Raw genomic sequence first — 20,756 nt, 5'->3', positions numbered from 1 at the left:
CAAGCGGTGGACAGCCGATGAGAGAGCTACCCCGCCGGTCACCTCGACCAAGCCTGGCCGGGCTGCGGTCGTAGATCAATTAGATAAGTAGCCGATGAGAGTGCACTCGATCACGCCTTTGACAGAGCTTGGCTGCGCCTATGACGAATCGCTTGAAAGTTCTCTCAAATCGTCGAGCGTGTTGTCGATCGCCACGGTCAACGTTGCGGCGCGACCGCCGGTCCGAACCGCCTTGAGCGCTGCGGTGGCGTCTGTCGCGAGGCTGGGATCGTGGAACGCCAGGATGTCCATGAGATCGATGCAGGAGTAGAGATCGGCTTCCGAGGAGGTTTCCGCCTCGAGCACTGCGATGTAATGCGGGAAGCCGCCCGCTACCGCCTGGCGAATCTCATTGACGTTGACCGCGCCGATCTGCTCGTGCGCCGGTCCGGTCGTTTCAGCCGCACCGATGAGAGAAAGGAGATCAAGGGCTACGCTATGCCCGGCGGGCGTCATCTCGGACAGTGCCGCGACCAGAACTGTTGCGACCGGTGTGCATCCCTCGCAGGGACCGGCCACGGACAAGAGGATGTGTTCGATCCACTGACTGAGGTGGTCCGCTTCTTCCTTGTCCGGTGCCGATACGAGCCTTCGCATGGCATCGGGCATCATCTCGGCTGGACCCACGTAAGTTTGGATGCTTGACCAGTCGAAGCGGGCAATCTCATCGTTGATGCTCACGTGGTGACCTTGTCATGCCGAACGGGGCTTCCGTCTCAACGAGCTTGCTGATCTGCCGCGATCCGGGCGCGACCAACCAGCCGGTCGCGGGGAGTCCGGGCATCCCGGACGTTGTCCCAGGCCCGATCACTAGCGGCGCCTTCGCTCACGCGGACAGGTCGGGGTCTCCGCCAGAATCTGCAGGGCCTCCGCCAAGGCCACGTCGACGACCGGCGGAAAGGCCAGGGGCGTGGACGGTCGGCCGTCGTTCGCTCGCACCGTGATATTGGGCTTCCTAGTACGGGCTCGTTGCCGTGGGATGACCAAGTCTGCCGGCCACGGCATCGTGGGCGGACGCAGCAGCATGTCCCAGCAGTTGCGCACCATTGCTTGGTTGACAAGCGCAATCTGATCAGAGCTCAGGTCGGTCGGCGTAGCGATTAGCGGCTGGAGCGAGGTGATTGTGAGCAGCCGCGAGGGCGTAATCGGCACGTGTACCTCGTTGCAGATCCGGAAGGAGCACCGGAGTAGAGAAGGCGAGTTCACCGGTCGCGCTGACCGTAACGACGGGCGCGTCACCCGTGACCAGCACCGAATTCGGAGACGAGGTCAGCAGCCAGTGCATGTCCAGCAGGAGGGGCTTGATCCGGTCCACGCCGACGGCCGTTCGGTCATCCTCGCCCCCTATGTGGACGACACCGGTCACGAGCAGGTCTGGTTGGTCGAACAGGCCGGGCCCTCAGCCGATGACTGGCGGTCCAGGGTTCTCGGTCCTCATCCGGCGCCGGAGCTCGAGGGCTTCGCCCGCCGGATCGAGGACCCGGTCCTGAACGTCGACGCCAATGGTCACCTCGTCGCCGCCTTCCGGGTCACCAACTCGACGAGCGTCTACTGGCTGCGGCAGAAGGAGATCAACGGCGACGTGTGGTTGGAGGGAATCCGCCGTGCGGCCCCGCCGGCCGGCTGATCGAGTCAGCCACCGGTGGCCTCATCACGGCCTCCGCGGCTGGCGCTGCTGAGGTGATCGCGACGGCAAGGTCGCCGTTCCAGACCGGCCTGTTGTTCGACCAACTTGTCGGGGCGGCGACCTGGCGCCGACGCTGATGGTGGATCGGATCGGCGTGGCGGCGCTACGGCGGACGACCGGCGGTGAACCGTTCAGGGCATGCGTCGGCGAACGGCAGGTAGCCTCACGATCGGCCCCTGAGCTGCGGGTATACGGTTCGGATTGTGCCAAGTATGGTCCACCAGCTCAGAGGCCATGTCCGATCGATCGACATGGCCCCTTTTTATGGCTGGGTGACTGACTCGAAAATCGGTGCGTGAGTGGGCAGGCGGCAGCGCCCGGCGGAGCGCAGCGGAGCCGGGCTGGGTGTGGCCCGGGTCAGGCTGTGGCGGGTAGGTCCGGCTTGGGTTGCAGTATGACCTTCTGGCCGGTGAGGTGTTCGAGTTGGCGGGTCAGGTCGTGCTGGCGTCGTTGTTGGTTGATCCTCGTGTCGTGGTAGCTGGCGCCGAGGTCGTGGTAGCGGGTGTCCGGGTCGGACAGTAGGTGCCAGATGATCGTGAGGACGCTGTTGCCGACCGCGACGATGGCCCGTTTCTTGCCGCGGCGGCGGGCCAGCCGGCGGTAGCGGTCGCTGAGGAACGTGTCGGTGCGGGCGAGCCCGGCGACGATCTCGCCGAGGGTGCCGGCGAGCCAGGGGTTGCCTTTGCCGGTGGTCGCGGTCTTGGCGCGGCCGGCTGACTGTTTGTCGATCGGGGCGAACTTGGCCCAGGACACCAGATGCGCGGCTGTGGGGAACACGGTCATTGTCACGCCGATCTCGGCGACGAGTTCCTGTGCCGAGCGTTGTCCGATGCCGGGGATCTCGTCGAGCTTGTCCACGGCGCCGGCGAACGGGGCGATCAACTCCTCGATGCGCGCGTCCAGGGCGGAGATGTCCGCGGTGAGGGCGTCGATGCGGTGCAGCATGGCCGCGCAGAGGAAGCCGTGGTGGTCGTCGAAGCAGCCGGTCAACGCTTCGCGCAGCTGGAGGAGCTTGATCCGCATCCGGCCGTGGGCGAGGTCGGCGAGCACCCGGGGATCACGCTGTCCGGCGATCATCGCGTTCAGCATCTTGCGGCCGGACACGCCATGCAGGTCACTGATCACCGCGTCGAGTTTGATCTGTGCGTCTTCCAGGAGCTTCTCCAATCGTTGTTTCTCCCGGGTCTGATCCCGGACCAGGCTGCGCCGGTAGCGGGTGAGATCGCGTAGCCGCCGGATCGGCTTGGGCTGCACCAGGCTCGGCCGGCACATGCCCCGCTCGACGACCTTGGCCAGCCACACCGCGTCGAGCTTGTCGGTCTTCGGCCTGCCCGGGACGTTCTTGACGTGCCGGGCGTTGAGCAGCCAGCACTCGAAGCCCTCGGCCTCGAGCAGGTAGAACATCGGCTTCCAGTAGCTGGAGGTAGCTTCCATTGCTACCAGCTGCACCTGCTGGCAGCGCAGCCAGTCCGCCAACTGCAGCAGGGCCGGAGTGACGCTCGCGTACTCGCGGACCTCCTGCACCCTGCGTCCAGGGTTGTCTCGTGCGGAGTTCGGACGCAGGCGACCAGGCCTGCCTTGCCGATGTCGATCGCGCACACCCGGGTGTGCTGCTCGGCCGACTCTTCGCTGATCTGTTCCATGCCATCGCCTCATTCCGGGTCGCCAAGGCGGCTGCCCGCGGGAGCGGCACGGGGAGAACAGAAGAGACGGACTCGCGTGCTCGAAGCAACAATGCAGGGCCCCTGAGATCACGCTCCCGGCGTCAGGCTAACTGACGGCCTCGAAGACCAATGTCACTCGACGTCGGCGGGCAACCACCCCCGATTTTCACGCCCAGCACGGCGTCACCAAGGGGATACCGGAGGCTAACTAACTGGGTGACTAAGCCCGATCGGCAGGGTTGGTCGGGAAGATCCGGTCCACGGCAGCAGCGCCCTTGAGCAGGAACGGCCGCAGTTGGTGCCAGTACACCCGTTCGGTGACCGAAGTGCCCGAGTGGCCGCACAGGTCGGCCATGTCGTTTATCGAGATGCCGTCGCCGGCGAGCAGTGAGACGAGGCTGTGCCGAAGTCGCGAGGCGTCCAGTCGGCTGGATTCAGCCCAGCCGCCTTGGTGATGCGCCGAAGGGCTCGTCGAACGTTCGCAGCGTCCAGCTCTGTGCCGGTCAGTGACGCGAAGACCAGGTTGAGCCACGACGCTACGCGCTGCGCCATCACACAACTCTTTGCCGCAATCCAGACCGCACGGCATCCATCGGTAAATTTGCATACGTGCAGCTACCTGACAGCAACCGTGACAGCAACCCAGGCGCACAACCGCGCCAGCCAGCGCGCAACGGAGTGGCACCAATACGAACGGCGATGGCACCACTCCGTTACGAAGTAACCTATTCGGCGGCCGCCTCACCGCGATCAGCGAGCTGTTGAATTGCCTTGTTTCTTACTTGTTCCCATGGGTATCTCGCCAACCTGCGGAGCGCAGTGCTAGGGGCATTCGGATGACCCGCGACGGCAGATGCCACCGCATCGTGCGAATCACGCGAAAGAGCCTCCAGTATGTCGCTCGGACAGGAGTTTTTGGTCGCTATTCGATCACGGACTCGCCAATCTTCATCAGACGCCAATACCCGCATTATTTCTGGGGATATGGTGCGGTTGTGCGCTACCCAGAAGCGCATCTCTGGATGGTCCGTTACCAAGGTCATCCAGACCCGAGGATCAGCGTCTTCCCAAGCCGCTTTCCTGCGTTCAACAGGGTCATCGCTCTCAATGAGCCGGATGAACTCATCAACAGTTTCGATCATGGCTAGCATCCACCCAGAGCCGAGCCGAGACCCTTGACATTGACCGTCTTTAGGTCCTTGAAGGAGATAGACGTGCCCGTATTTCCCTTGTGTTTGTTCTGCATGAAATCACCGTTCGCGTCGGCATCGGCGGCCCATTCTAGACTTGTCGAAGTTTCACGGTATACCTTCCACGCTGAACCGCCGTGGCCAGCCTTATCCGGGCTCCACCAATATACGTTCCCTTTACTGTCTGGAACCTGCCGGTAGTACTGCGCGCCAAACGGCCCGCCTCGCATTGCTGCCGTTGACTTCGCCGGATCGATTGTCCACCCATTGTCATTATGAACAAGTACCGGCGTGTTGCCCGCCATCACATAGTACGTGTGTAGCTGGGAGACGGTGAGGTTGTAAGCAGCTGCTTTGCGCGGGGTGGCGCTGACTGGTGGGCCTACCTTGACGGAACCAGACGGTGTCGCCAGACGGTCGCCGGAGTCGAGCTCGTCGGCTCGCTCCCATCTGCGCTCGGTGGCGTTCCAGAACGGGTGGTCCTCGGTGGTCTCGATGTCGCCGGTGGACGTGGACAACTCGACAAGGTCGTCGTCGTGAACCCACACGCGATCGACCAGGTGAGCGCCCATCTCACCCGTTTCGGGATTGGCCGCCAAGACCTTGTCACCTGGCTTCAGCGCGTCGATGCGTCGGGTCGTTCCGTCTGCCATCAGGACTTTGGTGTGTCCTGCGAAGCTTCGCCTGCCCGGGCCTCCGCCACCGCCGCGGCATGACGACGACAGGATCGAGGCGGCTGTCTCCATGCCGGTTGTGACGACTCCGAGCCAGGCGGCAGAGACGTTTGAACTCATGTGTTGGTTCAGCTTCACCGCATGGAATGTCTGCAACTCTCCGAGGAGTTCCGAACTGCAGATGTCGCTGGTGTTGTAGCCGCAACCGGTAAGCAGCGCCTCGGCATACTGTGCCGTGCTCAAGGAGTCGAGCTTGAACTTGCCGTAATACCACTGCAACTTTGAGTAATAGTTGTGCAGGAAGGTGTGGTAGTCCCTCAGGTGCCGGTCGTTGAAGCAGTACAAACCTGCGACGCAGACCTGGTTGTAGTCACCGAGATCGACCGAGGTCATGTCGCCGTACTGCTCGCCGAGCTTGGGAGCATCGTCGTTCGGCGGCTTGGGCGGGCTCTTCTTCTCCGACTGGGGCGGCCGGAGGCCACACGGTGATTCGCGCGTGGGCTTGCACATCAGGCCGTCCGGGTCCGAGTGGACGACCGGGTTGTTGTCGGCGTAGCCGTACGCGTTCCATTGTTTGGGGTCGTTCAGGTCCATCAGCGGGTCGACCGAGAGGAATCGGGCGGTCGCCGGGTCGTATTCGCGGGCGCCCAGGTGGACCAGGCCGGTGGGGTCTACGTCGCCGCCTACGAAGCCCTTGAACGTGGGCCAGGTGGGCTGCGTGCCGCGCGGGCGACCGTATGGGGTCTGGCGGCGGAGGTCGGCCTTCTGGCTGTAGGCATTGACGCTCAGGTGTTGTGTGCCCTGGTGGTCCTCGTAGAGCCAGGTCAGCTTCTGGGTGCCGGGCACCCGAGAGGCCACCGTGCGGCCGGCGAAGGAGTAGTAGCGGGTCGCCGTGGTGGTGCTGCCCTCGCGGCGCAACTCCATGCCGGGCAGATACAGCGTCGCGCTGGTCGCATCGCGACGGATCAGCCGTGTGCCGTTCGGGTCGTAGACGTGGGTCGTGACCGACGAGCCCTGAGCGAGGCTGGCCAACCGGCCCTCCGCATCCCACGTCAAACTCTGATCTGACGCCGGGCCGGTGCGGGCGACCGTGTTACCGGCCGCGTCGTAGGTGAACGAGGTGGTCTCCGCCGGCTGGCCGGGCTTCGTCAAGGTCTGCCCGGTGATCGCGTGCGGGCGGACCACTCCTTGCCCACTGGTCGGCAGCGCGAACGAGCGGGTGGTGTCGCCGGCCGCGGCGTGCGAGACCTCCTGGGTGAGGTTGCCGGACGGATCGATCGTCCAGTCGAGCCAGTACGGTGCCGGTCCGCCCAGGTTTGCCAGGGACGGCGCGGTCTTGCACGCCGATGCGGATCTCGGGCTCCAGGCCGACTTCAGCTGACGCAGAGAGTCATACCCGAAGCACTGGAAGTCGGACGCGCCGACCACGGGTGTGTCGGCGATACCGATGATGTTGCCGATCGCGTCGTATTCGTAGACCTTGCTCGACACCGCTCCGGCTGCCGTCTCGGGGCGGACCTTCACCTCGTGCACGCGGCGGGTGTCTGGCTCGTAGGAGATGACCTCCTCGGCGTATACGCCCGATGTGATCTTCCGCATGCCGATCGTCGGCTCGCCGTACGCGCTGTACTGCTGCCCGGCGACGTAGGTGCCGATGCCCGTCGTCGTGGTTTCCAACGACGTCGGCAGCCCGCTGATGGGGTCGTATCTGGTGGTGACCAGCTCCGGGGTCAGGCCACCGGCCGACGGGAATTCCTCGGCGGTCGGCGCGCCGGTGTAGGCGGAGTAGCCGTGCCCGAAAGTGTATGTGCCGGCCAGGCCCGTTTCGCCCTCCGGAATGATCCACTCTTCTCCCGCAACGGCGTACCGGTTGGAGAAGTTGATGACCTCCCACTTGTAGGCCTTGCCGCGGTCGTAGCGGATGGTCTGGGTCAACTGACCGCGCCACTTCGGCCGGCCGGGAGCGGCAAGGTCGTCGTACTTCCATTCGGCGCGCTTGTTCGCGTCGGAAACGGCGGTGTCGTAGACCCCGGTCTTACGTCCCAGTGAGTCGTACGCGTATGCCAGCACCTTGTTCTCGGCGTTGGTGCTCTTGGTCAGCTCGCCGGCGTCGTTGTACTCCGACACTGTGGTTCCGCTGTCCGGATCCTTGGACTCGATCCGGCGGCCGCGGAGGTCGAATGTGAAGCCCCACTCGTTGCCGCCATTATCGATGATCTTGGTGAGCTGGTCCTTGCGGTCGTACTGGAACTTCGCGGTCTGATGGGCGCCTCCGGCGCCCCCGGGCGAGGTGTATTGCCACACCTCGGTGGTGCGGCCCTTCGCGTCGGTGAAGGTGGTCGCCGTGGTGCCGCCAGGCGGAGGCACCACGGTGGTCCGATCACCGTCATACGTCGTCGTGGTGCTCCATTTAGTGACCACGTTGGTGATGCCGTCGCCGGACCGGAAATCGACCTTCGTCGCCCGGTTGGCCCGGTCGTAGGTCGTCTTGTTCTGGGTCGGAACCGACCATTCCGGCTCCCACCAGAGCGCCGCCGACGGCGCGCCCGGCTCGGCATGCGCTCCGAAGGACATCGACTCTCGCCCATGGGCGTCGTACTGGGTGTCGGTGACCACCCGGTCCGCGCCGGGTGTCTCTGACTGGGTCTGCCGGGGCCGCAACAAGCCGTCATAAAAGCGATAGGTCACATCGACGCCACCGGCGGCGTTGAGGGTCTCGGACTTCACGTACGGGTACTGATCACGTCCTGCCGCGTAGCCGTACGTGTATCGGGCCGATGGCTGGCTGGGGTGTTGCGATCGGGTCCAGCCCATATCCCACACCCGGGCCACGCGGCCGAGCGGATCGAACAGCGCTTCGACGAACCTGCCGTTGGGATCGACGGTTTTGCTGGTTGTTCCCCAGTAGGGCGCCAGAGACTTCTTCGACTCCCAGCCGAGGTGGTTCTTCTCCACGCGCAGCGTGGCGATGCTGCCGGCCGGGTTGTACGCCGTGGTGGTCGTGTTGCCCTTCACGTCTGTTGCCGTGCTCTGCCGACCGAACTCGTCGAACGACGCCTTACCGGTGTTCAGCCACGTCGTCCCGGCACCCGAAGTCCAGTCTTTGAGCTCATCGACCCTGGTCGCCTCACCCCGGAGCGGCTCCTTGGTCAGACTGTCGGCGCCGTCGTAATAGGTCACCGTGTCGGCGATGACGTCCGCAGCGGCGCCGGGCGCGGTCCCGCACCGTAGTGCCGTGGTCAACACGCGGCTCTCTACCGTGGTGAGGTTCCTATTGAGGTTGCGGTTGTAGGTGGTCGTCGAGCATTTTTCATCACCGGTCTTCGCGACGTCGCCGTCGTCCTGCACCCAGTCGGCTGTGCCGTAGGTGTCGTTGAAGTCGCTACGCGTCGCGGTGGTTCGCCAGCCGCGTTCGCCGTTCTCGCCCAGCGCGGTGACCTCGTAACTGACCCGGGTGTCCACGAAGTGGGCGCTGGCGTCGTCGCGGGTGGCGGTCGCGGTTGAGCGCCACGGCACGTTGACCTGCTTGGTGATCGGCTTGTCCTCGATGCCGTTGTAGGTGACCTGCTCGCGGACCATGCCGGCGAACTGGTCCTCGTCGTAGACCGTTTCGTCGCCGATGGTGGCGTCGACCGTCACCGTGCGCTTCCCGCCGGCGGCGTTGGCTCGATCGCCGTGCATGCCGCGCAGATACTTCGTTCTGGTCAGCGTCTGGTTGCTGTCGCCGACGCGGACGGCCACGATCCGGTAACCGCGGAACTGGTCCCATGTTCGCCGGCTGGGCTTGGTCAAGCCGTCGTCGTCGGCGTAGTGCCACGCCGGGCTGTCCTCGTACTGGTAATAGGTGTTGACCGTCGGTCCTTGCCGTCCGTCCTGGAGCTGGACGTCGGCCTGGGACACCTTCTCCACCACGTACTTGTGCCAATACTCGGTGATGTCCGGCCCACCCGGGTCGTATGGGTTGGGCCCCTCAACCGGATAACAACGGCGTTCGTTGCTTTGTGGCGACGACGGCAGGTCGCCCGACGTGCAGTCGGGCAGCGAGTAGGTGACCTGGACCATCGCGCCGGTCTCGGTGGTGATCTTGTTCAGCCGCTGCCAGTTGTTGGTGGTGTTGGTCCGGGTCAGGACCCGGTTCGGCAGCGACTCGGGGAGGAACGTCACCGGCGGCAGCGTCACCGCCGGCGTGTCATCGGTGCCGTCGCCGTCAGTGTCGGTCACGTGGCCGGTGCGCACGACCGAGTCGAGCCACAGGCCGGCCTTCTGTCCGTCGCCCGGCGACGGAAAGGCCGGGTTCAACCTGTACGAATCGACGTCCTGCCAGCGCGCCGGACTGCGGGTGGTGTCCCAGACTCTCGTGACGATCCTGGCGAGGCGCTTGGTGGACCAGAACGTCGGCGTGTAGTCGTCGCAGGTCGTGGCGTCCGCCTTGCACTCCTGGTCCCAAGGCGTGTCCGGCCAATGGTCGCCGTCGTGCTCGGAGCATCCGGACAGGCAGCGGTCGCCCAGCTCGAACTGCGCCTGCGCCTGCGGTTGGACGGACCGCTGCACCACGCCGTCGACGATCCGATCCCACGTCCCGTAATCGATACGGCTCAGCGACCCGCCACGGGTATAGGACACGTTCTTGCTGGACGTCACCTCGGCGGCGTACTGGTTCTGCTCCTTGGCATACCAGTACGACGTCGTGTTCCCGCGGGTGTCGACAACGTAGTCGAGGTTCCAGCGCCACGCCTGAGCGCAGTCCGAGTCGGTGAAACTGTCCTGATGGCACCACTCGCCGGCGTGGTTGCCGTAGACCGGGACCGTCCAGGTCGAGCCCGTGGCATTGCTCTGGCCGGGCAGATTCGCCAGGCCGAAGTAGTAGACGATGCCGTCGTTGGTGGTGACCTTCCAGTGTTCACCGTTCTCGTCGCCGTTGTCGGCGCCGGTCAGCTTGACGATGTCGGCGCCGTTCTCGGTGCGCGCGTGCCAGCCCTTGCCGGACTGCCAGATCAACTCCGTGCTGGCGCCGTTCAGGGAGAGGGTCGCGTTGTCCGAGCGCCAGCACAGGTCGCCGGTCTGGGCCGGGTTGTTCGGCGAGCCCGACGTGTCCTCGGCGCAGGGCACGTAGCGCCGCTCGATATAGCCCGGGGAGTACTCGAAACCCTCGCCCAGCCAGGAGGGCTGGTTGTTGGTGGCGACGTTGCGGCCGTCCGCCGAGGCTGACGAATACGACAACGAAACCTGCGGTGCGGCGCCGCCGATCGCGGGCGGCGTCCGGACGTCGTAGTTCCACGAGAAATCGCCCGAGCCGCCGCCGACCGACCAGGTCGACGACGGGGCCAGCGAGGTCGCGCCGAAGTCTCCGGCCGGTCCAGAGGGTCCGGCGGCGAGCGTGACAAGCCCGGCGGCCTCACCGGTGACGGAGCCGGTGGCCGGGTCGTTGCGGGATCGGATCGGCGTGGCCCGGCACTCCGGCCGGTCGGGAGTGGTCAAACCGCACTCCGGAAGCTGCCACAGGCGAAGGCGCGACGCCCAGTCACCGCCGTAGGCGTACTGGAAGGCGCGGTAGTCGAACACCGCGGTGGACTTCATGGAGAGCCGGGCGACCAAGCCGTCTCGCCACACCTCGGGCACCAAGGCCCGATCGAGGAGTTCGACGCGTACGGTGCCGCCGGCCTTGGCCGCTGTCGACGCGACCTTGATCGGCAGTGAACCTGCGACGGTCAAAGACTTGCCGGCCACCAACGGGACCTCAGCCACGCCCGCGGCCGGCCACACCGGCGCGGGCAGCCGCACCTCCGGCGCCTTCTGCTGCGTGCGGGCGACACCGCGAACCGGACCGCCGTCGGCGTCGAGGTAGGTGGCAGCGTTCGACACGACCGGAGCGGCGGGCTCGGCGCTGGCCGGCGGCACCGCCAGCGCACCCATGGCGACCACGACCGTCAGCAGCCCGGGTGCCAGCAGACGACGAGCAAAGGTATTCATCGACACGCTCCAGGAAGGATGACGCTCAGCGGGCGGCTAGATCGAAGGGATCGCTTGGGACCGATAGAGAGTGAAGACGCGTGCCGGGGTCATCGCGCCCTGATAGGTGGCGACCTCGTCGATGCCGCCGAACCACTGATCGGTCCACGCACCGGTGGCCGTGCTCGCGCCACCGATCTCCAGGGGGCCGCTCGCATGCCAGTTGCTGCCCTGCGCGATCACGGCCTCCGGGTCACCGTTGACGTAGAGGGTGAGGGTTTTCGGTCCTCTGTCCCAGACCACCGCGAGATGTGTCCAGGCGCCGTTGTCCTCCGCGGTCAGCGGATCTGCCGCGATGGCCCGGCCGACGGTTACGCCGGTGTCCTGATCGGCGGAGGTCACCGCGAGTTCCCATCGGTTGCCGGTGACTCCGGCAACCGTCGAGGGCCGTACGCCGACCCTGAAGAACGACTGCCTCGTGCCCTTGGCGGCGATCGCTGTCATCGCCGTGTTGATCTTATCGGGGCGGACCCAGAGCGCCACGGTGAACGCCTGGTCGGTCCGGAGCGTCGGACTCGGCTGCCATTGCGGCTGCCCTTGCGAGACGCCGTGCTCGATCGTGGCCAAGCCGTGGAACGGATCGTCCGGATCCGCGGCAAAGTGGGTGCCGTCGAACTCGGCGGCCCAGCCGGAGAGCCCCTCGCCCACGTCAACGCCCTGGCTGAACCGGAAACGCCGCCCGAAGTCGGTGAGGTCGGGCGCCACACAGGTGCCGTCCAGGCTCTCGTCGTAACAGGCCTTCGCCGAGTCGAACGTCCACCGTCCGGTCAGAATCGGCGCGAGCATGCCCGGCTCGTCGAACCCGCCGGACTCGGGATCGCTCGCGCGCTGCCCGATGAGGTCGTGCTGCGTCAGCGATCGGTCGAAGACCTGCACGTCGGCCACCGAGCCGTGGAAGAACTCAGTACGGCCGGTCGTGGTCAGCCGCCGCGAACCGACCCAGATCCCGCTCGACGCCGCCCACGCAGTGGTGGCGGCCGCCTCGGTCTTCACACCGTCGACCCAGATGCGCAGCCTCTTCTCGGGTGCGTCATAGCTCAACGCGAGGTGCGTCCATCGGCCCACGACCGCCGCGTCGACCGCACAGACGAGGCTCGAAGCCGGCGCCGAATCCACGTCCCCGGCAGTGAGGACAAGGCACCACGAGTAGTCGAGCTGCCCGTCGCCGTCCCGGTCCTCGCGCCGGAACTGCAGCGCGAAGGCCGAGTTGCGCACGCCGTTCTGGGACACCACGGTCTGGTTCGTGGCGTTGCTCGCCACCTGGACCCAGGCGGCGACCCCGAAGCTCTTGTCCGTATCGATGACCTTCGCCGAGCTGACGACCGGGCTTTCGCCGCCGAACGTTGCCACGCGGCCACCGACCAGTCTGGCCCGGTCGGCCCAGGCCGGCGGCGGTGAGGTCAGCGGGGAGTCGGCCGTGACGCCCAGCGCGGGCTGCCGGTCGGCCAGCGCGGCTGCCTCGGTCACGCCGGGATAGGTCTCCAGTCCCCAGTGCGCGACCGGCGGGCGCGGACGGTTGACAACGAACTCGATGGACCCGTCCCCTGGGTTGTTCGCGCCGTCGACGGCTTGGATGTAGAAGACATTGGTGCCGTAGCTGTGCGGGGTGACCGTGATGCGGGCCGACTTGCCGGTATAGCCGGACAGCGTCCCGGCCGGCACCGATCGGGAAAGTGACTCACTCCAGCCGTATCTGAAGGTCACCACATCCGAGGCCGATGAGTTCATGACGATGGTGACCGGCTGCCCGGGGAAGCCGCCCGCGGTCTCCAGCACCGCGGTAGCGGCCGGCACCTTGGTGTCCACCCGGAACTTACAAAGATCGGACCAGGGCCCGGTTATCGAGAACGGAGCTGGATCGGTGCCGCGCACCCGGAAGGCGTACAGCTTGTTTTCGCCCAGCATCGACGGCTGATCGCCGGACCGGCTGACCGTGTTCGCCGGCGTGGACGTCGCCGGTGGGCCGCTCTGGCGCACGTACTCGCCGGACGACAGCACCTCGTAGAGCTCCCAGGACGCGGTAATCGACTGGCCCGCGTCGGCGTCCGGCATCTTCGCCGCGTAATACGGGGTCTCCGTGCCGATCGCGATGCCCGCCGCTGTGCATGCGACGCCGTTGACCCGCAGGCTGCTCGGCTTACCGGGGACCGCGTCGACGGTCGTGATCAGCCGGGCGCTGCCGGGATAAAACTTCTTCCAGCGCTTCTCGTCGTTCTCGAACTCGCCGGACTCGTTCCCGGCGCTCAGGCCGAAAGTCATGCTCGCCACACCGCGTTTCGCGCCGGTCTGCATCAGCGAAGTGACCAGCGAACCGATGAAGTTCACGGTCATGTCCGGCTGCGGCGAGTCGCTGCAACCATCGTCCTCATTGCCCCGTGACGCCGTCGCGGTCAGCCTGCTGTGCAAAGCGGTGGACCACGCCGTACGCGGCGTGCTCTTCAACGCGCCCGAATGGAAGAGATGCGTCCACGTGTCGTCACACGACCAGGAGTGATCGAGTTCGAGCTGCACATACGCCGACTCGACGTGCTTACCTTTGATCGCGGCGGTCGGAAACTCGAAAAAGGAACGGTAGACCTTGCTGCTGTCCGGGTCGGCGCCAACCCGCGCCCGGGAGACATCCTCGTTGTTCGCATTGTTGTTCGTCGCATAAGCCCACCGGCTCTTCCCCGTGCTCCACGCCGGGTCGATGAAAACCGGGTAACGCTGATGATCGCCGAGCATCGCGGCGTCCGGCCGAAGCAGCAACTCCCCATCGGAACCGACTTCGGCAGGGACGGTGACGGTGCGGGCCTCGTCGGCCGGCCCAGCGACATCCGAGCGTCCCCACGCATCCGACCGGCGGGTGTCAGTCGCCGGCGAGTCCCACATCGCCGGCGCCGCCGCGGCGGCCACCAGCTGGTTGCCGGCCACCGCTGAGAGCTCCCCATCGAGTCCCACGCGCACCTGGGCGTCGCCGCTGACATCGAAACCGATCTCGCGCAACGCGTTGTCTTCCGCCGCCTCCGCGCTGCGTACCACCAGCACGTGCGAGAAGCCCAGCACGGTTGCCCGCAGCGACAGGTCGACGTCGGGCAGCACATCGCGGTAGGTCGCGGTGTCCCCGGACAGCACCGGCTCCGGAAGCTCGCCGCCCTGCCAGCCCAGGACGAAGCTGCTGCCGTCCTTGCGCAGGACCACCATAGGGTCCGCGCCTCCGGTGGAGAAACGGACATCGGCCACAGATGCGCGAGGGTGCACACCGCCCACGTCACGGACCAGCTCGAGGTCGACGTCGGCCCAGGTGTTGTCGGCGCGGCGCACCCGCTGCGGCACGGCAGCCGCCTCATAGGTGATCTTGCCGGACGGCTCCAGGAAGGTTTGCGTGTACGACGTCCGCTCGGCAATCAGTTCAGCGCGCTCCGCCGGGGCCGCGCGAGCCGGTTCCTCAGCCGCCCGGCCGACGAAGACCACCGAGGTCAGGACAAGGGACAAGCCCAAGAGACCACGAAACCAGACGTGCGTCATCGGACAGCTCCCCCGCATTGACAACTGTCAGTGGCCGAGAGCCTACGGTGCGCCGCCCGTCGATGTAAACGAGACCCACTAAGAATTCGTCATCCACTGTGCACAGGCGCTTTACGTCGCCGCCCGCACCACCATGGTGCGCCGCGAGCCGTCCTTGGGCGGGCACGCGCTTCGTCTCCAGGGACACCAGCTCACGTCATCCGGCGCGGCGCCGGCGAACGTTGAGCTGGCGGGCACCGGTTTCTCATGGCGAGGGGGAAGGCGTCGTGGTGATCCGGGTGCCGGTTTCGAACGAGCGGATGACGGCGTGCGCAAGCTCCAGTGCGCGCTGTCCGGCGCTCGCGGGCACGGGCGGTTGGCGACCTGCGCGCAGCGCGGGAAGGAGCTCGTCCATGTGCCGGTCGAACGTGGCGTGGAAAGCCCGGTCGGTGTCGTTGAAGTAGCCCGCCTGCCAGACTCGCCCGACCTCGTCACCAGCGCGGTGCATCATGAATCGGCGCACCGAGTCCTCGACCAGCACCCGCGCCTCGGTGCCATTGACCTCCAGCAGATGGGTGCCCGGGTAGGCGTACGAGGAGTCGTAGGTCCCGAGTAGCGAGCCGACCGCCCCGCAGGTGAAGTGCAATGCCACCGCGAGTGTCGTCCAGCCGTTGCCGGACGGGCCGGTCATCTGGGCCATCACCGAGTCGATCGGGCCACACAGGGATTCCAGCATGTCGAATCCGTGGCACTGGGTCTCGATCAGATTGGCGTAGGGGTGGCGGCTGTCGCTCGTTTCGCCTCCGAAGCGCCAGCTCGCGAACACCAGATCGCCCAGGTCTCCGCGAGCGATCGCCTCGGCGGCGAGGCGGACCGGCCGGGCGTACCGATGATTGAAATTGATGGCGAAGAACAAGTCGCGTGCCGCCGCCTCCTCGATCAGCGTCTGGCCCTCGTCGGTCGAGAAGACCAGGGGCTTCTCGACGAGCAGCGGGAAGCCGGCGCGGATGACGCGCAGCGTGGGCTCGAAGTGCGCCTCATTGGACAAGCAGACGGAGACCAGGTCCGGACGCTCGCGGTCGAGCATCTCTTCGAGGTCCGTATAAGCCGGTATGCCGAAGAGGGCGCCGCGGGCGGCGGTTCGGCCGGGGTCGCGTCCGACCACCGCGACCAGCTGAGTGTCGGGTCGGTCGGCGAAGACCTGTCCATGCTGCAGACCCCACCAGCCACCGGTGCCCACCACGGCGACGCGCACCGGCCGGGTCCAGGCATCCGGCGCGGGCGGGTCGGGGGGTGTGACTCCGGGCGCGAACCGGGCGGCGGCTGTCATCACTGCCTCCTTCGGCTGAGGCGGGACTGGATCAGTACGACGACGATCAGGAAGGCGCCGCTCACGACCTGCTGGTAGTACGAGGTGAGCGTCCCGACCTGGTTGATCAGGTTCTGGATCGACTTGAGCAGCAGCACACCCGCGAGGGTGCCGCCGAGCGACCCGATGCCGCCGGTCAGCAGCGTGCCACCGATGACCACGGCAGCGATCGCCTCGAGTTCGCGACCCTCGCCGAGGGTGGGCAGACCGGACGATGTCTGGGCGGCGACCAGGACGCCGGCAAGTCCGGCCAGCAATGCGTTGAGCAGGTAGACGCGTGTCTTGATGCCGGCCACCGGCAGGCCCATCAGCTCGGCCGCCTCCTGATTGCCGCCGACGGCGAACACGTTCTGCCCGAAGCGGGTGCGGTTGAGCACCACCAGGGCGACCAGGAAAAGCCCGACGGAGAACCAGACCGGTGCGCTGATGCCCAGCAGCTTTGCTTGACCGACCCGGGTCAGGGTCAGGTCGGCCGGCATGATGTAGACCCGGTTGCCCTCCTGCGAAACCGCGAAGGCCAGACCGCGGGCGAACAGCAAGGAGGCGAGCGTCACGATGAAGGGCGCGAGCCGGGTACGGCCGATCAGCAGGCCGTTGGCGAGCCCGATGGCACCGCATGCTGCGAGCGGCAGCGCCACCGCGACGATCGAACCCCATTGGGCGCCGTAAGCGGTGAGCACACCGGCCAGTGCCAGCTGCGAGCCGACGGACAAGTCGATGCCACCGCTGATGATGACGAAGGTCATCCCGGTCGCGATGAGCAGCAGGTATGAGGCATCCAGTGCGATGTTGCGGAAGTTCTGCCCGCTGGCGAAGCTGTCGCCGAAGGCCACGGTTCCCGCCACAAGCACCACGACGAGTACGACGGCCGCGCCGGCACGCCTGGCCCATGCGGCGAGGGGCTGGAACCGGATGAGAGCGGCGGTGGTCATGCCCGGCTCCGTCCACGCTGGACGTACACGGCAGCCACGATGATCGCCGCCTGGATCATCCGGGCTGTCGAGTCGTGCAGGTTGTGCTGGATGACGGTCGCGATGATGAGCTGCATCAGCAGCGCACCGGCCAGCGTGCCGACGATGCGCACGCGGCCGCCGGACAGCGGGGTCCCGCCGACGACGACGGCGGTGATGGCGCTCAGCTCGATCAGCAGTCCCACGAAAGACGGGTCGCTCGCGCCGAGCCGGGCAGTGTTGAGGATGCCGGCGACGGCGGCGAGCACCCCCGAGATCACGTATACGGCCAGGAGTGTGCGGCGGACCGGTATGCCGGCGAGGGCGGCGGCCGGTCGGTTGCCACCGATCGCGACCAGCCGTCGCCCGAATGCGGCCTTGTGAACGCCCAGGCCGGCGAGGAGCGCCACCATCCCGGCGACGAGGATCGCGATCGGCACGCCGAGCACAGTCCCGTTGCCGACGGTGTTGAGTGTCGGGTCGAACAGCTCGACCAGTCGGCCGTCGGCGAAGACGAGCGCGAGCCCGCGGCCGGCTACGAAGAGGCCGAGTGTGGCGACGATGGGCTGGATGCCCGCGAACGCCACCAACCCACCGTTGACCAGACCGACCAGCGCGCCCGCGGCCACCGCGATCGCCATCGCCGGCCAGACGCCGTACCCGATGTAGAGCGGGATGAGCGCGGCTGCGATGGCCATGACCGACCCGACCGACAGGTCGATGCCCTCGGTGCCGATGACCAGTGCCATGCCGATCGCCACGATGGCGACCGGCACCATCTGCACGAGTTGCAGACGAAGGTTGGCCACGCTGGCGAAGTTGGGGGTGGCGGCCAGGTTGAAGGCGAGCAGCACCGCGATCGCGACGTAGGCGCCGTTGTCCTGCAGCCATCGGAGCACGTCCGCTCGGCCGCCCGGTGCGCGGGACACCGCGGTGTCAGCCACGGTCGGTTCCCTCATCCTGCGCCGCGGCGGCGATGGCGTGCATGATCTGGCCCTCGCTGATCTCAGTGCCTTGTAACGTGCCGACCACAGCGCCGTCGCGCAGCACCAGCACCCGATCGGCGCCCTCAACCACCTCTTCCAGTTCCGAGGAGATGAGCAGGACGGCGAGTCCTTGCGTGGCCAGTTCGTCGATGAGGGACTGGATCTCCGCCTTGGCACCGACGTCGATGCCGCGGGTCGGCTCGTCGAGCAGGAGCACCTTGGGGTGCAGGCAGAGCATCCGGGCCAGCAGTACCTTCTGTTGATTGCCACCGGAGAGTTCCCGGACCTTTTGGCTCGGATTCGAGATCTTGATCCCGAGCCGGCGGACGAAGGTCTCCACGAGCGCGTCCTGGCGCCGCTTCGAGACGATCCCGAGTCTGGTCAGCTGCGGGAGCGCCGCCAGGACGATGTTGTCGCGCACGGACAGGTCGGGTACAACGCCCTCGGCCTTGCGGTCCTCGGGCACCATGCCGACGCCTCGACGGATGGCGGCGGCGGGCGACCATCGCCGCACGGTCCGTCCGTTCACGCTGACGCTGCCCTCGTCGATGGGTTGCGCGCCGAACACGGCCTTCGCCGTCTCTGTTCGCCCCGATCCGAGGAGTCCGGCCAGACCGACGACCTCGCCGGCCCGCAGGTGGAGACTGACGTCCGCCAGCAGGGGCCGGTGGGTTAGTCCGGTCGCCTCCAGGATCGGCGCGCCGGCCGTGGTGTGGTGTTCGGCACCGAAACTGGTCGCGCCGTGTGCACGGACCTCAGCCAGGTCGCGGCCGAGCATCGTGGCGACCAGGCGCAGCTGAGTGGTGTCGCCGACAGGTCCGGTGTGGACGACCCGGCCGTCGCGGAGCACAGTCACGCGCTGGCAGACGCGGAAGACCTCGTCGAGTTTGTGGGTCACGTACAGGACAGCGATGTTCTGGTGGCGCAGGTGGTCGATGACGCCGATGAGTAGGTCGACCTCACGCGGTTCCAGCGATGAGGTCGGCTCATCCATGATCACCACCCGGGAGTCGCTGGACAGGGCACGCGCGACCGCGACCATCTGCTGCACACCAAGGCCGAGTTCGCCGAGCCGGCGGCGTACGTCCACGTCGATGCCGTACCGCGCCAGCGTGACTCGGGCGTCTCGCCGCATGCGGGTGAAGTCGACGAGGCCGATCCGGTTGAGCGGTTCGCTGCCCAGGAACAGGTTGTGCGCCACGCTGAGTGTGGGCACCAGATTGATCTCCTGATAAATGGTGCTGATTCCGGCCGTCTGGGCGTCCCGGGGACCGGCGAAAGCAACCGGCTCGCCCAGATATCGGACCTCTCCGCTGTCCGGCCGGTGCACCCCCGTGAGCACCTTGATCAGCGTCGACTTCCCGGCGCCGTTCTCGCCGACCAGTGCGTGCACTTCGCCGTGGTTCAGGTCCAGCGACACCTCGTCCAGCGCCCGGACGCCGGCGAACCGCTTGCCGACCGCACGTACCGAGATGGCCGGCCGTTGTGTCGGCGCAGAATGGGGGGTCGCCATTGCACACTCCGAGGGGTCCGGCCGACTGGGGTCAGTACGCGTTCGCCAGCTCGGACTGCGCGTTCTCCGGCGTGTATTCCTTGTCGGAGATGATGGTCTGCTCCGGCACGCCGGTGCCGCTGTAGAAGTCCTCCAATGCCTGGAAGGCCAGTGGCCCGAACCGCGGGTTGGACTCGATGACGCCGGCGATCCAGCCGTCGAGGATGCCCTGTACGGCGCCCTTCGTACCGTCGATCGTGATGATCTTGACGTCGCCGGCCTTCTTGCCCGACGCCTTCAACGCCGCGACCGCGCCCAGTGCCATCTCGTCGTTCTCCGCGTAGATGGCGGTGATCTTGGGATTGGCTGAGATCAGCTGTTCGGTGACCGAGCGGCCCTTTTCCCGGGTGAAGTCGGCGGTCTGCTCAGCGACGACCTTCAGCTTGGAGTTCTTGGCGGCCAGTTGGTCCTTGAAGCCTTTCGTCCGGTCGACGGTCACGTTGACGCCCGATGCGCCGAGCAGGATGGCGACATCGCCCTTGTCCCCGGTCGCCTTGATCATCGCGTCGGCGGCCCGCTCGCCCTGCGTCACGAAGTTCGACCCGGTCCAGCCGATGTAGTCGACGCAGGCCTTCTTGGTCGTCAGCAGGCGGTCGATGGTCATGATCGGGACCTTGGCGTCCTGCGCCGCCTTCAGCGCCGGGTCCAGGCCCTCGGAGTTGAGTGGCGAGATGATGAGTGCCTTGGCGCCCTGCGCGATCATGCCCTGGATGTCGGCGATCTCCTTGTTGAGGTCGGACTGGGCATTCGTGGTGATGAGCTTGATCCCGCGCTTGGCCGCCTCCTCCTTGATGGACTGTGTCTCGGTGATGCGGAACGGGTTGGCCTCCTTCTCGGATTGGGCGAAGCCGACGGTGATCGCCTTGAGGTCCTGCTTCGGCACGCCGCCGTTGTACTTCTCGAACGTGCAACCGTCGGTGCCTGTCGTCGTCTCCACCTGCTGCTGAGCAGAGGAGCCGGTGCTGGGCGCGTCTTCGCCGGCCGGGTTGGTGCAGCCGGCGCCGAGGACGACGACAGGCAGGATGACAAGGGTCAGGGCGTGAGGTCGTCGTAGACGGAGCACGGCAGGCATCCCTTCGGGGGGTACGACCGGTCGGCGCCCAGCACGGTGCGATGGGCGCGAAGACCAGATCTGAAATGCTCTGACAGG

General features: G+C 66.6%; 11 protein-coding genes and 1 pseudogene. 2 read left to right on the top strand and 10 right to left on the bottom strand.

Annotation, left to right across the window (positions count from 1 at the left end; translation table 11 throughout):
* Positions 1–138 precede the first annotated feature (138 nt).
* The gene (locus ACZ6TI_RS41495) at positions 139–720 is read right to left on the bottom strand and encodes a hypothetical protein (RefSeq protein ID WP_465350770.1); all 582 of its coding nucleotides are present in this window, start codon (positions 718–720) and stop codon (positions 139–141) included.
* Positions 721–1,318: 598 nt separating this feature from the next.
* Between ACZ6TI_RS41495 and ACZ6TI_RS41490 the strand changes: the two genes are divergently transcribed.
* The gene (locus tag ACZ6TI_RS41490; protein ID WP_465350769.1) at positions 1,319–1,666 is read left to right on the top strand and encodes a hypothetical protein; all 348 of its coding nucleotides are present in this window, start codon (positions 1,319–1,321) and stop codon (positions 1,664–1,666) included.
* Between the two features lie 417 nt (positions 1,667–2,083).
* Here the strand turns inward: ACZ6TI_RS41490 and ACZ6TI_RS41485 are convergent, their stop codons facing one another.
* Positions 2,084–3,250, bottom strand: a complete 1,167-nt coding sequence (locus ACZ6TI_RS41485) for an IS110 family RNA-guided transposase (protein WP_465350768.1) — start codon at positions 3,248–3,250, stop codon at positions 2,084–2,086.
* 360 nt (positions 3,251–3,610) lie between these two features.
* Positions 3,611–3,912 (bottom strand): annotated as a pseudogene (locus ACZ6TI_RS41480) (tyrosine-type recombinase/integrase); the annotation flags it as partial.
* Between the two features lie 314 nt (positions 3,913–4,226).
* Here ACZ6TI_RS41480 and ACZ6TI_RS41475 point away from each other — a divergent pair.
* Positions 4,227–4,538 carry a hypothetical protein gene (locus tag ACZ6TI_RS41475; protein WP_465350767.1) on the top strand — a complete coding sequence of 104 codons (312 nt, stop codon included), beginning with the start codon at positions 4,227–4,229 and terminating at the stop codon, positions 4,536–4,538.
* Here ACZ6TI_RS41475 and ACZ6TI_RS41470 read toward each other — a convergent pair.
* The 7 genes from ACZ6TI_RS41470 to ACZ6TI_RS41440 all read right to left on the bottom strand — a co-directional run bounded on the left by ACZ6TI_RS41470 (position 4,535) and on the right by ACZ6TI_RS41440 (position 20,678).
* On the bottom strand, positions 4,535–10,363 hold the full coding sequence (locus ACZ6TI_RS41470) for a polymorphic toxin-type HINT domain-containing protein (protein ID WP_465350766.1): 5,829 nt from the start codon (positions 10,361–10,363) through the stop codon (positions 4,535–4,537). The two genes, ACZ6TI_RS41475 and ACZ6TI_RS41470, sit on opposite strands and share 4 nt — an antisense overlap.
* An 897-nt stretch (positions 10,364–11,260) precedes the next feature.
* Positions 11,261–14,737, bottom strand: coding sequence for a LamG domain-containing protein (locus ACZ6TI_RS41465; RefSeq protein ID WP_465350765.1), 3,477 nt, complete (start codon positions 14,735–14,737; stop codon positions 11,261–11,263).
* A gap of 277 nt (positions 14,738–15,014) precedes the next feature.
* The gene (locus ACZ6TI_RS41460; protein ID WP_465350764.1) at positions 15,015–16,079 is read right to left on the bottom strand and encodes a Gfo/Idh/MocA family protein; all 1,065 of its coding nucleotides are present in this window, start codon (positions 16,077–16,079) and stop codon (positions 15,015–15,017) included.
* Complete coding sequence (locus ACZ6TI_RS41455; protein WP_465350763.1) at positions 16,079–17,050, bottom strand: ABC transporter permease; 972 nt, start codon at positions 17,048–17,050, stop codon at positions 16,079–16,081. Before ACZ6TI_RS41455 ends, ACZ6TI_RS41460 begins: the two co-directional genes overlap by 1 nt.
* Complete coding sequence (locus ACZ6TI_RS41450) at positions 17,047–18,012, bottom strand: ABC transporter permease (RefSeq protein WP_465350762.1); 966 nt, start codon at positions 18,010–18,012, stop codon at positions 17,047–17,049. The genes ACZ6TI_RS41455 and ACZ6TI_RS41450 overlap by 4 nt, the downstream gene beginning before the upstream one ends.
* Positions 18,005–19,567 (bottom strand): sugar ABC transporter ATP-binding protein, encoded by a 1,563-nt coding sequence (locus tag ACZ6TI_RS41445; protein ID WP_465350761.1) that lies wholly within the window; start codon positions 19,565–19,567, stop codon positions 18,005–18,007. Before ACZ6TI_RS41445 ends, ACZ6TI_RS41450 begins: the two co-directional genes overlap by 8 nt.
* A gap of 31 nt (positions 19,568–19,598) precedes the next feature.
* A complete protein-coding gene (locus ACZ6TI_RS41440) occupies positions 19,599–20,678 on the bottom strand; it encodes an ABC transporter substrate-binding protein (protein WP_465350760.1) in 1,080 nt (359 codons plus the stop codon).
* Positions 20,679–20,756: the final 78 nt, after the last annotated feature.

The sequence above is a fragment of the Actinoplanes sp. NPDC051388 genome, assembly GCF_055586225.1.
This window is presented reverse-complemented; position numbering and strand designations above follow the sequence as displayed.

Excerpts from the sequence above, each read along its gene's own strand:
- ACZ6TI_RS41460 (WP_465350764.1), bottom strand. The coding sequence starts at position 16,079 with ATGACAGCCGCCGCCCGGTTCGCGCCCGGAGTCACACCCCCCGACCCG.
- ACZ6TI_RS41445 (WP_465350761.1), bottom strand. The coding sequence starts at position 19,567 with ATGGCGACCCCCCATTCTGCGCCGACACAACGGCCGGCCATCTCGGTA.
- ACZ6TI_RS41440 (WP_465350760.1), bottom strand. The coding sequence starts at position 20,678 with ATGCCTGCCGTGCTCCGTCTACGACGACCTCACGCCCTGACCCTTGTC.
- ACZ6TI_RS41475 (WP_465350767.1), top strand. The coding sequence starts at position 4,227 with ATGACCCGCGACGGCAGATGCCACCGCATCGTGCGAATCACGCGAAAG.
- ACZ6TI_RS41455 (WP_465350763.1), bottom strand. The coding sequence starts at position 17,050 with ATGACCACCGCCGCTCTCATCCGGTTCCAGCCCCTCGCCGCATGGGCC.